General features: G+C 54.8%; 13 protein-coding genes. 6 read left to right on the plus strand and 7 right to left on the minus strand.

The features are described 5' to 3' along the window. Nucleotides 1–126 precede the first annotated feature (126 nt). The 6 genes from sapF to pspF all read right to left on the minus strand — a co-directional run bounded on the left by sapF (nucleotide 127) and on the right by pspF (nucleotide 6,810). Nucleotides 127–942: a putrescine export ABC transporter ATP-binding protein SapF gene (sapF, locus tag TU92_RS17730; RefSeq protein ID WP_112168508.1), complete on the minus strand. Its 816-nt coding sequence runs from the start codon at nucleotides 940–942 to the stop codon at nucleotides 127–129. After that, nucleotides 942–1,934, minus strand: coding sequence for a putrescine export ABC transporter ATP-binding protein SapD (gene sapD, locus TU92_RS17735; protein ID WP_112168509.1), 993 nt, complete (start codon nucleotides 1,932–1,934; stop codon nucleotides 942–944). The genes sapF and sapD overlap by 1 nt, the downstream gene beginning before the upstream one ends. Then, on the minus strand, nucleotides 1,934–2,824 hold the full coding sequence (sapC, locus tag TU92_RS17740) for a putrescine export ABC transporter permease SapC (protein WP_112168510.1): 891 nt from the start codon (nucleotides 2,822–2,824) through the stop codon (nucleotides 1,934–1,936). The genes sapD and sapC overlap by 1 nt, the downstream gene beginning before the upstream one ends. Then, nucleotides 2,811–3,776 (minus strand): putrescine export ABC transporter permease SapB, encoded by a 966-nt coding sequence (sapB, locus tag TU92_RS17745; protein WP_112168511.1) that lies wholly within the window; start codon nucleotides 3,774–3,776, stop codon nucleotides 2,811–2,813. Before sapB ends, sapC begins: the two co-directional genes overlap by 14 nt. Next, entirely contained in the window at nucleotides 3,773–5,437 is a 1,665-nt protein-coding gene (gene sapA, locus TU92_RS17750) for an ABC transporter substrate-binding protein SapA (RefSeq protein WP_112168563.1), read from the minus strand. The genes sapB and sapA overlap by 4 nt, the downstream gene beginning before the upstream one ends. 368 nt (nucleotides 5,438–5,805) lie before the next feature. Beyond that, the gene (gene pspF, locus TU92_RS17755) at nucleotides 5,806–6,810 is read right to left on the minus strand and encodes a phage shock protein operon transcriptional activator (protein WP_112168512.1); all 1,005 of its coding nucleotides are present in this window, start codon (nucleotides 6,808–6,810) and stop codon (nucleotides 5,806–5,808) included. Between the two features lie 256 nt (nucleotides 6,811–7,066). Between pspF and pspA the strand changes: the two genes are divergently transcribed. From pspA to TU92_RS17785, 6 genes are all read left to right on the plus strand, one after another. Next, the gene (gene pspA, locus TU92_RS17760) at nucleotides 7,067–7,738 is read left to right on the plus strand and encodes a phage shock protein PspA (RefSeq protein ID WP_112168513.1); all 672 of its coding nucleotides are present in this window, start codon (nucleotides 7,067–7,069) and stop codon (nucleotides 7,736–7,738) included. Between the two features lie 96 nt (nucleotides 7,739–7,834). Next, nucleotides 7,835–8,062 carry an envelope stress response membrane protein PspB gene (gene pspB / locus TU92_RS17765; RefSeq protein WP_056773709.1) on the plus strand — a complete coding sequence of 76 codons (228 nt, stop codon included), beginning with the start codon at nucleotides 7,835–7,837 and terminating at the stop codon, nucleotides 8,060–8,062. Continuing rightward, nucleotides 8,062–8,421 (plus strand): envelope stress response membrane protein PspC, encoded by a 360-nt coding sequence (gene pspC, locus TU92_RS17770; protein WP_112168514.1) that lies wholly within the window; start codon nucleotides 8,062–8,064, stop codon nucleotides 8,419–8,421. Before pspB ends, pspC begins: the two co-directional genes overlap by 1 nt. A 71-nt stretch (nucleotides 8,422–8,492) precedes the next feature. Next, a complete protein-coding gene (locus tag TU92_RS17775; RefSeq protein WP_112168515.1) occupies nucleotides 8,493–8,744 on the plus strand; it encodes a phage shock protein PspD in 252 nt (83 codons plus the stop codon). Further along, the gene (locus TU92_RS17780) at nucleotides 8,719–10,116 is read left to right on the plus strand and encodes a YcjX family GTP-binding protein (RefSeq protein ID WP_112168516.1); all 1,398 of its coding nucleotides are present in this window, start codon (nucleotides 8,719–8,721) and stop codon (nucleotides 10,114–10,116) included. The genes TU92_RS17775 and TU92_RS17780 overlap by 26 nt, the downstream gene beginning before the upstream one ends. Beyond that, nucleotides 10,113–11,180 (plus strand): YcjF family protein, encoded by a 1,068-nt coding sequence (locus TU92_RS17785; RefSeq protein WP_112168517.1) that lies wholly within the window; start codon nucleotides 10,113–10,115, stop codon nucleotides 11,178–11,180. Before TU92_RS17780 ends, TU92_RS17785 begins: the two co-directional genes overlap by 4 nt. An 84-nt stretch (nucleotides 11,181–11,264) precedes the next feature. Here the strand turns inward: TU92_RS17785 and TU92_RS17790 are convergent, their stop codons facing one another. Further along, nucleotides 11,265–11,456 (minus strand): hypothetical protein, encoded by a 192-nt coding sequence (locus TU92_RS17790; RefSeq protein ID WP_056781007.1) that lies wholly within the window; start codon nucleotides 11,454–11,456, stop codon nucleotides 11,265–11,267. Nucleotides 11,457–11,488 lie beyond the last annotated feature (32 nt).

The following is an 11,488-nucleotide window of genomic DNA, read 5'->3' on the forward strand; positions in this document are numbered from 1 at the left end:
GGAATAGAAAGCCGCAGAAATAACAGTCGAATCTATTAATGGCGACAATTTGTACTGTGATTGTCAAAAAAAGCGGCCTCAGTTGCCTGATACCGCTTTATTCAGAAACCTGTTAATCGCCTGTTCTCAGCGACCGTTACCATCGCGACGCCAGGCATCGGCGGTAAGGGCTTCACCAAAGTGACTGGAGATCAGTCGTTTGGTGAGGTCATGCAGCGGCGCAGCCAGCACTTCAGCAGTATTACCGCGTTCAACCACTTCACCTTCATGCATTACCAGCACTTGATCGCTGATGTGTTTCATCATGCCAAGGTGTTGCGTCACATAGATGTACGAAATTCCCTGCTTTTCCTGCAACTCGAGCATCATGTTTATGACCTGTGAACGCATCGACATATCCAGCGACGCCAGCGCTTCATCGGCAACGATCACTTTCGGTTGCAGGATCAGCGCGCGGGCGAGGGCGACGCTCTGCTTTTGACCGGAGGCGAGCATATGGGGATAGTAGTTGGCGTGGTCGGGCAACATGCCCACCAGCCGTAACGTCTGGTTAATGCGCTGCTCACGCTGCTGTGCATCCATTTCACTGTTCAGACGCAGCGGGGCTTCCAGCAACTGGCCGATTCGCTGACGCGGATTGAGCGAGGTGCTTGGATCCTGAAAAATCATGCGGATTTGCTGGCTGCGAAAGCGATAGTCGCGAAACGCCAGCGGATGATCGTCAATCAGGATTTCACCGCCGCTGGGCTCTACCATGCCTGACAGCATTTTCGCCAGCGTGGATTTCCCTGAACCATTTTCACCGATGATCGCCAGCGTCTGTTTTTCCCGCAGCGTGAAGCTGACGGGTTTAACCGCTTCAAGATTCATTTTGCGAAACAGCCCGGTGCGATAACGGAACGTTTTGCTCAGGTTACGAACTTCGAGCAAGGTCTCGGCCATTATTGCTCCTCCATATTCAGCGGGAAGTGACAGGCATAAGCATGGGTTTTCGCCAGACGCAGGCGCGGTGTCTCAATACATTTTTTCTGAGCGTAAGGGCAGCGTGGCCCCAGACGGCAGCCAATCGGCAAATGTTCCAGCGAAGGGATCGCGCCTGGCAGCGTATTCAGCCGGCTTTTGTGCGGCAGTGAACGGCCAAAATCAGGCATCGCGCGGATTAATGCCTGCGTGTAAGGGTGGTGTGGCGCCGCCAGCAGATCTTCGCAGGTCGCGCTTTCCACCGTTTGTCCGCAGTACAGCACGTTAATACGGTTGGCCCATTTGCTCATCATTTGCAGGTCGTGGCTGATCAATAAAATCGTGGTGTTATTGTTCTGATTCAGACGCGCGAGCAGGCGGAAAATCTGCGCCTGCGTGGTCGGTTCCATCGCGTTGGTTGGCTCATCGGCAATGAGCAGGCGCGGCTGATTGGCCAGCGCGATAGCGATCATCACTTTCTGGCATTCGCCTTCGGTGAGTTCATAGGGATAACTGGCCATGATGTCTTTGTGATCTTTAATGCCAACGCGGTGCAGCAGCTCGATGGCACGGTATTTGCGCCAGCGGAAACGCTGATACCAGCGGCCTTTATAGGTCCAGCCGGGGATCGCCTGACTCAGCTGCCGCCCGATGTTTTCGGAAGGATCCAGACAGGACTGAGGTTCCTGAAAAATCATCGATACATTCTGGCCGACCAGCTTGCGGCGTTCGCGCGGGGTCAGTTGCAACAAATCGATATCGTCAAAACGCATCCGGTCAGCGGTGACGCGCCAGTTATCTTTGGTCACGCCGCAGATGGCCTTGGCGATCAGGCTTTTTCCCGAACCGGATTCCCCCACCAGCCCGCGAATTTCACCGGCGTTGAGTGTCATGCTGACGCGATCGACCGCTTTAACCGGGCCTTCGGAGGTCATAAATTCGATGGTCAGATTGCGGATATCAAGTAACGGCATTATTCCACCCCCGCATTGATCGCCCGACGCACACCGTCACCCAGCAGGTTGATCAGCAATACGCTGATAAGGATCGCAGCACCCGGCAGCATCACCGTCCACGGCGCGACATACACCAGCTCCAGCGAGTCTCCGAGCATCGCGCCCCATTCCGGCGACGGCAGTTGCGCACCCAAATCGAGAAAACCGAGGGCAGCAATATCCAGAATGGCCATCGACAGCGCGCGGGTAAACTCCGTTGCCAGCACCGCGACAATATTGGGTAAAACCGCGTAACGCAGGATTTGCCAGGTGGAGGCACCGTCCAGACGCACGGCGACCACATATTCTTTTTCCAGCTCGTCGTGCACTGCGCTGTAAATGGTGCGTGAAATGCGTGGCAACAGCGCCAGCCAGACGGCCAGCATCGCGTGCTCCAGTTTCGGGCCAAGAAAAGCCACCACCACAATGGCCAGCAGCAGGGAAGGGATCGATAACAGCGTGTCGAGCACATGATTGAGAATGGCCGATTTTAGCCCGCGCGAAATCCCGGCAAGCACGCCGATAATTACACCGCACAGCGACGCCGCAAGCGTAATCACCAGCGCACCGCCAATGGTCGGCGCCGCGCCGGTCAGGATCCGGCTCAGCAGGTCACGGCCCAGATCGTCAGTGCCCAGAAAGAAGCCGACATTCCCGTAGCGCGACCACGAAGGCGGTAACAGCTGATACCCTAAAAATTGCTGATCCAGAGCATAGGGCGCCAGCAAATGGCCGAAAACACACAGGAACAGCAATCCGATGACGCCGTAGAAACCGATCATCGACAGCGTGTCGCGATAGAAAATCCCCCACGTATGGCGCAGCGGGCTCGGTACCTGTTTTTCGCGGTATACGTTATCGAAGGGCATACCATTCCTTATGTTTCAATGGATTCATCAGTGCGCCCAAAATGTCTGAGAACACGTTAACCACAATCACCAGCGAACCAACCACCATCACGCCTGCGGAAATCGCGGCGTAATCCTGCTGGCGGATGGCGTTAATCAGCCAGCGCCCGATACCCGGCCAGTTGAAGACGACTTCGGTAATCATCGCCAGTGTCAGCATGGTGGAAAATTGCAGGCCGAGTTTCGGAATGATCGGCGGTAGCGCGTTGTGCAGCACGTGGCGGCGGATAATAGTGAAGCGGGATAAACCACGCGTCGCAGCAGCTTTTACATAGTTCTTCGCCAGAATTTCGTCGGTTGAAATTCGCATCAGGCGGATCACCTCGGTGGTCGGTGCAACCGCCAGCGCGGCAATCGGTAAAATCATATGGCGGACGGCGCTGACAATCATCTCATGGCGATAGGGCGAATCTGACAGCCAGGCATCAATCAGTGTCAGGCCGGTGACGGTTTTCAGCTGATAGAGCAAGTCCAGCCGCCCGGACACCGGCAGCCAGCCGAGCTGGAGTGAGAAGAAAAGCATCAGCAACACCGCCAGCCAGAATACCGGAATGGAAAACCCGAGCAGCGCGAGACTACTGATTGCCACGTCCGGCCACTTTCCGCGCATTACACCCGCCAGAATACCGAGCGGAATACCGACGATTAACGCCAGCGCAAACGCCAGAATGCAAAGTTCCATGGTCGCCGGGAATACGGATTGGAGCTGGTAGGTAATGCTTTCGCCGTTAATACTGGAAACGCCAAAATCCAGCTGGAATAAGCTGGTGAAGTAGAAATGGTAGGCATCCCAAAGAGACGCACCGCGCAGTGGAGCGTTTGGCGTGAAATAGCTCAGGCTAAATGCCACCAGACTGAGGAAAAACAGCGTCACCAGCAGTAAAAGGATTCGACGTAACGTGAAGATGATCATGGTGCCTTCCTTCCTTCATCATCGCGAAACACACCGGCAAACGAGGAATTGCCAAACGGGCTCAACACCAGACCTTTTATATCGTAACGATAAGCCTGAAGGCGCAGGGAGGAGGCCAGAGGCAGAACCGGTAACTGCTGCTCAAGAATTTTTTGCGCCTGCTGATAAAACTCAATGCGCTGAGAAAGCTGCTGGGAAAGTAAGCCCTGGCGCAGCAGTTCATCAAATTTCGGGTCACACCAGTGAGCATAGTTGGTCTGTGAATGGATCGCCGCACAACTGAGCATCGGACGGAAGAAACTGTCAGGGTCGTTACTGTCCGTTGACCACCCGGTCAGCGTCAGGTCGTGGTTCATCTCCATCAGCCTGGCCTCCTGAAAACGGCCTTCGACAGGCACGATCACCACTTTTATGCCGACCTGCGCGAGGTCAGCCTGCAACAGTTCTGCGGTTTTCAGCGGGCTTGGGTTAAACGACTGAGAAGCCGTGGGCACCCACAAATGCAGCGTCAGCTTTTCCTGACCTAAATCTTTCAGGATTTGCTGTGCTTTCTTCGGATTGTATTCTGTGACCTGCGCATTGCTGTCGTACGCCCAGGAGGCGCGAGGCAAAATAGAAGCGGCAGTTTCTGCGGTGCCGTAATAAATCGACTGCATCAGGCGCTGGTTATTAATAGAAAGCGCCACCGCCTGACGAACTCGCGGATCGTTTAGCGGCGCTTTGTTGGTATTAAACGCCAGATACGCCACGTTCATGCCAGGGCGCAGCGAGAGGCGTAAACGAGGGTCTTCACGCAAAATCGACAACTGACTGGCGGCGGGATAGGCCAGCACGTCACATTCGCCGGTCAGAAGTTTGGATAACCGCCCTGTACCGCCGACGCCCATGTCGATCACCACCTGCGCCATGCGCGGTGTGCCTTTCCAGTAACTGCCGTTGCGCGTCAGTCGCACGTATTGGCCGGTGCGATACTCGCCGAGCTGGAACGGGCCAGTGCCAACGGGCTGACGGTCAATTTCTTCTTCATTACCGGCTTTTTGCAGATTGGCCGCATATTCGGCTGAAAGCACGGGTGCGTAGTGCGTCGCTAAATGCCAGAGGAAAGAGGCGTCAGGGTTATTGAGGCGAAACTCCACCGTCGAATCATCCAGCTTCTTAATGCTCTTAATGGCTTTTGCAAACTGCAAACTGTCGAAATACGGATACTCTTCGCCGTTGACGGCGTGGTAGTGATTATTCGGATCGATAATGCGCTGGAAGCTGAACACCACGTCGTCAGCATTCATTTTACGCGTCGGCGAGAACCCGCCAGTTTTCTGGAAAGGTACGTCTTTGCGCAAATGGAAACGGTAGGTGGCGCCGTCGTCAAGGACTTCCCAGCTTTGGGCCAGTTCCGGGATCAGACGATAGGTATAGGGATCAACGTCCAGCAGGCGGTCGTACAACTGCGCCGCGAGGGTATCAATGATCAGTCCGCTGCTGGCTTTCTGCGGATTAAAGGTATTGATCATTCCGTTGACGCAATAGACAAAGCCACTCTGGCGAATATCTTTATTCGGTGCACTGACGACCGGCGGGCTGGCGTGTGTTGGGGCAGTCTCTGCAAACACTGCTGTGGACAAGCCGCTCAGTAAAAGCATCCACAAAGTTAAACGACGCATAAAGGCTTCAAAGTTAAGGTGCAATGCCATAAGTGTACCGTACTCTGCGAGGTACCCCAATCCATTGCGCGAAACACCGCGTATTCCTGCGGCACATTGCGCAAAAATTGCCCTGTAGTTTGGCGAAAGGGGAAAAAGAGGAGCCCTTAACGATCTCAGGGTTGTTCAAAGAGTAGTCTTATTGTTGATGTGGTAATGAGAAATATTCTCAACAAAGTACTTTACAGACGATACTGAGAACCATTATCATCCTTTTCACCGAACGAGAGGTGTCCCGCCAGGGGCGTTAATCGCGAGGTACGACATTGCTCACATTGCTTCCAGAATTACTTAGCCAGCTCGGGTGCTGGCTTTTTTTTGCCTAAAATTTAGTCATCTTCCTGTGCGTTAACCTGTATCCCATGTTTCTTCAACATTCCGCGTAACTGATGGTAAGTCACGTTCAGCAATCCGGCCGCCTTGCGCTGATTGAAACGCGCCTGCCGCAGCGCCTGTTCGATCAGATTTTTTTCCTGACCGGTCACCCATTGTTTTAAATCCAGCGGCAGCGTGGGCAGCGACGGATTATCTTCTGTCTCTGCCTGTTGCTCAGGTTCAGTCCGGCGCGCAAACGGGTTGAGGATAATATTGTCGAGCGGAAATTCGCTGGTGCCGTGACGGTACATCGAGCGTTCAACGACGTTTTTCAGCTCGCGGATATTTCCTGGCCAGCGGTAGGTCATCAGCGTGTCACGAGCGCCATCGGTAAAGCCAGGAAATAAAGGCAACGAGAGCTCACGGCACATCTGAATAGCGAAGTGTTCGGCCAGCAACATGATGTCCTGCTGGCGTTCCCTCAGCGGCGGCAACTGCACTACATCAAAGGCCAGACGGTCGAGCAGATCAGCGCGGAATTTTCCCGCCTCCGCCAGCGCCGGTAAATCATCATTGGTCGCGCAGACCAACCGCACGTCGACCTGCAACGGCTGGCTGCCACCGACGCGCTCCAGATGTCCGTACTCAATCACCCGCAGCAGCTTTTCCTGCACCAGCATTGGCGCCGTCGCCAGCTCATCAAGGAACAGCGTGCCGCCGTCGGCGCGCTCAAAACGCCCGAGATGGCGTTTCTGCGCACCGGTAAACGCACCGGCTTCGTGGCCGAAGAGTTCGGAATCCAGCAGATTTTCATTCAGTGCCGCACAGTTAAGTGAGATGAACGGCCCCTGCCAGCGCGGTGACAGATAATGCAGACGATGCGCAATCAGCTCTTTGCCGCTGCCGCGCTCGCCGGTCACCAGCACCGGCTTATTCAGTTTCGCCAGCTGCGAAACCTGTTCCAGCACCTCAATAAAGGCGTTGGCTTCGCCGAGTAAATTGTCTGTATTATCAGTCATCAGGCTTTCCTTGTGTGGTGAATTACACTAACACTTGGTGAAAATAGTCATCTCGAAAAATAAGCATAGCAGAGTCGAAAATAAAAAATTCAATTTATTCATAAAGATAACGATTTAAAAAAGTTGGCACGGATCCTGATATAGGTTTACTGCGGCAAGTCATCAGTGACGGCTGCTTTAACCGGTAACAGATTGGCCGGATCCCTTAAAACCGGCTGAGGCCGGATGCCAACAGAATCAAAGAGGAATTTCGATTATGGGTATTTTTTCTCGCTTCGCTGACATCATTAACGCCAACATCAACACGCTGTTGGATAAAGCAGAAGATCCACAAAAACTGGTTCGTCTGATGATTCAGGAAATGGAAGACACGCTGGTGGAACTGCGTTCAACTTCTGCCCGTGCGCTGGCAGAAAAGAAACAGTTGATCCGCCGCATCGATCAGGGCGAGTCTCAGCAGAACGAATGGCAGGACAAAGCCGAACTGGCGCTGCGTAAAGATAAAGACGATCTGGCGCGTGCGGCGCTTATCGAAAAACAAAAACTGTCCGATCTGGTTGCTGTATTGAAAAATGAAGTGACCGTGGTGGAAGAAACGCTGGATCGTATGAAATCGGAAATCGGCGAGTTGGAAAGCAAACTGACCGAAACCCGTGCCCGTCAGCAGGCGCTGACCTTGCGTCATCAGGCCGCGTCTTCTTCACGTGACGTTCGCCGCCAGCTCGACAGCGGGAAGATTGATGAAGCGATGGCGCGTTTCGAGCAATTTGAACGTCGTATCGATCACATGGAAGCGGAAGCGGAAACCGTGGGTATCGGCAAAAAGAAATCGCTGGATCAGCAGTTCGCCGATCTTAAGGCCGATGATGAAATCAGCGCGCAAATTGCAGCCCTGAAAGCGAAAATGAACGTGAGCAAAGACGCGTAATCCCCCACGATGATCGTCGATGAACCTGCCTGCGGGCAGGTTCACATTGCAGGACAACGCCTTCACCGGCACTAAAAAGACTCATAAGGAGAGACAATGAGCTTCCTGTTTTTAGCCATTCCGCTGACCATTTTCGTTTTATTCGTGGCGCCTGTCTGGTTGTGGCTTCACTACAGCAATCGCCAGCAAAATGGCACTCAGCTTAGTCAGCATGAGATGCAAAATCTCTCCAGCCTGACGCAAGATGCGCAGCGTATGCGTGAACGTATTCAGGCGCTGGAAGAAATTCTGGATTCCGAACATCCGGGCTGGAGGCAATCATAATGGCGAGCCGAATGTCTGAACGAAAACTCTACCGCGTGCCGGAAGAGGGCGTGGTCAAAGGCGTACTGGCCGGGCTGGCGCACTATCTGGGTGTTCCGGTAAAACTGTTGCGGATCATGGCGGTGCTGTCGATTTTCTTCGGCCTGTTTATGTTCACCGTGGTGGCGTACATCATTCTCAGCTACGTGCTGGATCCGGTGCCCGCCAGCGAATATGAAGGCGAAACCGCGCCTTCGCCACGTAACCTGCTGGAAGAAGCCGACCGCGAGCTGAAAGCCAGTGAACAGCGGTTACGACAAGTAGAACGTTATGTCACCTCGGAAACCTTTGGCGTACGCAGCCGTTTCCGTCAGCTCTAAAAATGCTTCTGGCCGCCGGACGTCGCGCCGGTTGCCAATTTCCTTTTCACGTCCCCGCTTAAGGAATCTTTATGACCCGTTATCTGAATTCCTCGCTGCCGGGTAAAAGCAGCCTGCTGTCGAAAATCTTCAGCGTGATTGTGACACTGGCGTTGACGTTTGGCCCTGCCGGGCTGGCAGCCCGCGTGCTGGGCGTGGTAGCAAAAGGACCCGTTCGTTACGTTTTAGCACTATTATTAGAACCGTTATTCAAACGAATTTTGATCGCGCTGTTTGGGCGCTACGCCAGGGAGAGCAATGAAAAGACTACAAAACGAGTTTAATTCACTGATCAATCGTGGCATGGACAGGCACCTGCGGCTGGCCGTCACCGGTTTAAGCCGCAGCGGAAAGACCGCTTTTATCACCGCCTTCGTTAACCAGCTTTTACATATGCACAGCGGCGCACGTCTGCCGCTGTTTTCTGCTGCCCGCGAGGAGCGTCTGCTCGGCGTAAAGCGCGTGCCACAGCGCGATCTGGGCGTTTCGCGATTTACCTATGATGAAGGTCTGGCGTCGCTGTTCGGCACGCCACCTGCGTGGCCGACGCCCACTCGCGGCGTCAGCGAGATCCGTCTCGCACTGCGCTATCGCTCCAACGATTCTCTGCTTCGCCACTTCAAAGATACTTCCACGTTATATCTGGAAATTGTCGATTATCCCGGCGAATGGCTGCTGGATTTACCCATGCTGGAGCAAAACTATCTCGACTGGTCACGCCAGATGGCGGGGCTGTTACAAGGCGACCGGGCCGAATGGGCGAAGCCGTGGCTGTCGCTGTGCCAGCAATGCGATCCGCTGGCACCGGCCGATGAAAATCTGCTGGGCGCAATTTCTCAGGCGTACACCGACTATCTGGTGCGCTGTAAGACCGAAGGGCTGCACTTTATCCAGCCCGGTCGTTTTGTTCTGCCGGGCGATCTGGCCGGTGCCCCGGCGTTGCAATTCTTCCCGTGGCCCGAGATGCACCAGTACACCGATGCCCAGCTGGCGCAGGCGGATAAAAACAGTAATCTCGGTATGCTGCGCGCCCGTTTTGACTATTACTGCCAGACCATTGTGAAAGGTTTCTACAAAGAGCATTTCGTTCGTTTTGACCGGCAGATTGTACTGGTGGACTGTCTTCAGCCGCTCAACAGCGGGCCGCAGGCGTTTAACGATATGCGTCTGGCGCTGACCCAGCTGATGCAGAGTTTTCACTACGGCAAGCGCACGCTGTTCCGCCGCCTGTTCAATCCGTGCATCGATAAACTGATGTTTGCCGCCACCAAAGCTGACCACATTACCGGCGATCAGCACGCCAATCTGGTGTCGCTGTTACAGCAACTGGTGCAGGAAGCGTGGCAGAACGCCGCGTTCGAAGGCATCAGCATGGACTGCGCCGGGCTGGCCTCGGTGCAGGCGACCGAAACCGGGCTGGTGGAATATCAGGGGCAAAGTCTGCCCGCGCTGAAAGGCCACCGCCTGGCCGATGGCGCGCCGCTGACGGTCTTTCCCGGCGAAGTCCCGGCGCGCCTGCCGGGCCATGCGTTCTGGCAGCAACAGGGGTTCCATTTTGATGAGTTTCGTCCGCGCGAGATGAGCGTGGATCAGCCGTTGCCGCACATCCGTCTGGACGCGGTGATGGAGTTTTTACTGGGAGATAAAATGCGATGAGCGAACCTTTAAAACCGCGTATCGATTTTGAAACGGAATTAAAAGCGCCGGTTGAACCGGTTCTTCGCCCTGCGCAGGCGTTTGACGAAATGATGTCCGGGCGCTTTATTCCCGTTTCCGCTGAGACTGACGAACAGCAGGAAGAGGGCGAAGCAGAAGCGGTGCTCAGCCGCGCGCTGAAACCGCGCCGCAGCCTGTGGAGCAAAATGGTGCGTCTGGGCGTGGCGGTGCTGGGTATCAGCGTCGTGGCGCAGGGCGTGCAATGGGTGCATCAGGCGTGGGTCCAGCAGGACTGGGTGGCGCTCGGTGCCTGCACGGCGGGCGGTCTTATCGTATTCGCCGGTGTCGGTTCCATTGCCACCGAATGGCGGCGTCTGTACCGTCTGCGCCAGCGCGCCGACGAGCGTGATATGGCCAGGGATCTGATGCACAGCCACGGATTAGGGCAGGGGCGCGCATTTTGCGAAAAACTGGCGATACAGGCCGGACTGGATAACAGCCATCCGGCGTTGCAACGCTGGCAGGCGTCCTTACATGAAACGCAGAACGACCGTGAAGTGGTTGAGCTTTATGCCCGTTTAGTACAGCCAGTGCTGGATGCGCAGGCGCGACGTGAAATCAGCCATTCCGCAGCAGAATCCGCGCTGATGATCGCCGTCAGCCCGCTGGCGCTGGTGGATATGGCGTTTATCGCCTGGCGTAACCTGCGTCTGGTCAATCGTATCGCGGTGCTTTACGGCATCGAACTTGGCTACTTCAGCCGTATCCGGCTATTTCGTTTAGTGCTGCTGAATATGGCGTTCGCCGGAGCGTCCGAACTGGTGCGTGAAGTGGGGATGGACTGGATGTCACAGGATCTCGCTGCGCGTCTTTCCGCCCGCGCTGCCCAGGGCATCGGTGCCGGTTTGCTTACCGCCCGTCTGGGCATTAAAACCATGGAACTCTGCCGTCCGTTGCCGTGGCTGGAAGGAGATAAACCGAAGCTCGGGGATTTCCGCAAAGAGCTGGTGGGCAAACTGAAAAACAGCATGGTCAGGAACGATAAGACGAAATCAGGCGTCTGATATGCCATCGCTGATAAATCACCATAAAAAAGCCCCCGCCGAAGCGGGGGCCTGTATTACTCTGATTCACCTGTGAAGCAAAAACTAGGTGGTCAGATAGTTCTGTGCTTTAGCAAGACCGTCGGAAATTTGTGAATACGCCTTGTTCACCGCATTACCGGTGTCACTTACCGCGTCCTGACCAAAGTTTGACAGGCGGTCAGCCACTTTATTCACATCTTCCGACCAACCCGCACCATTAACCATTTCGATATCACGTTCTGTTAATTGTTTCATCTTAGGTCATCCTCTTATCTGTTAAAGCCAGT

The sequence above is a fragment of the Rahnella inusitata genome (assembly GCF_003263515.1).
Lineage (GTDB): Bacteria > Pseudomonadota > Gammaproteobacteria > Enterobacterales > Enterobacteriaceae > Rahnella > Rahnella inusitata.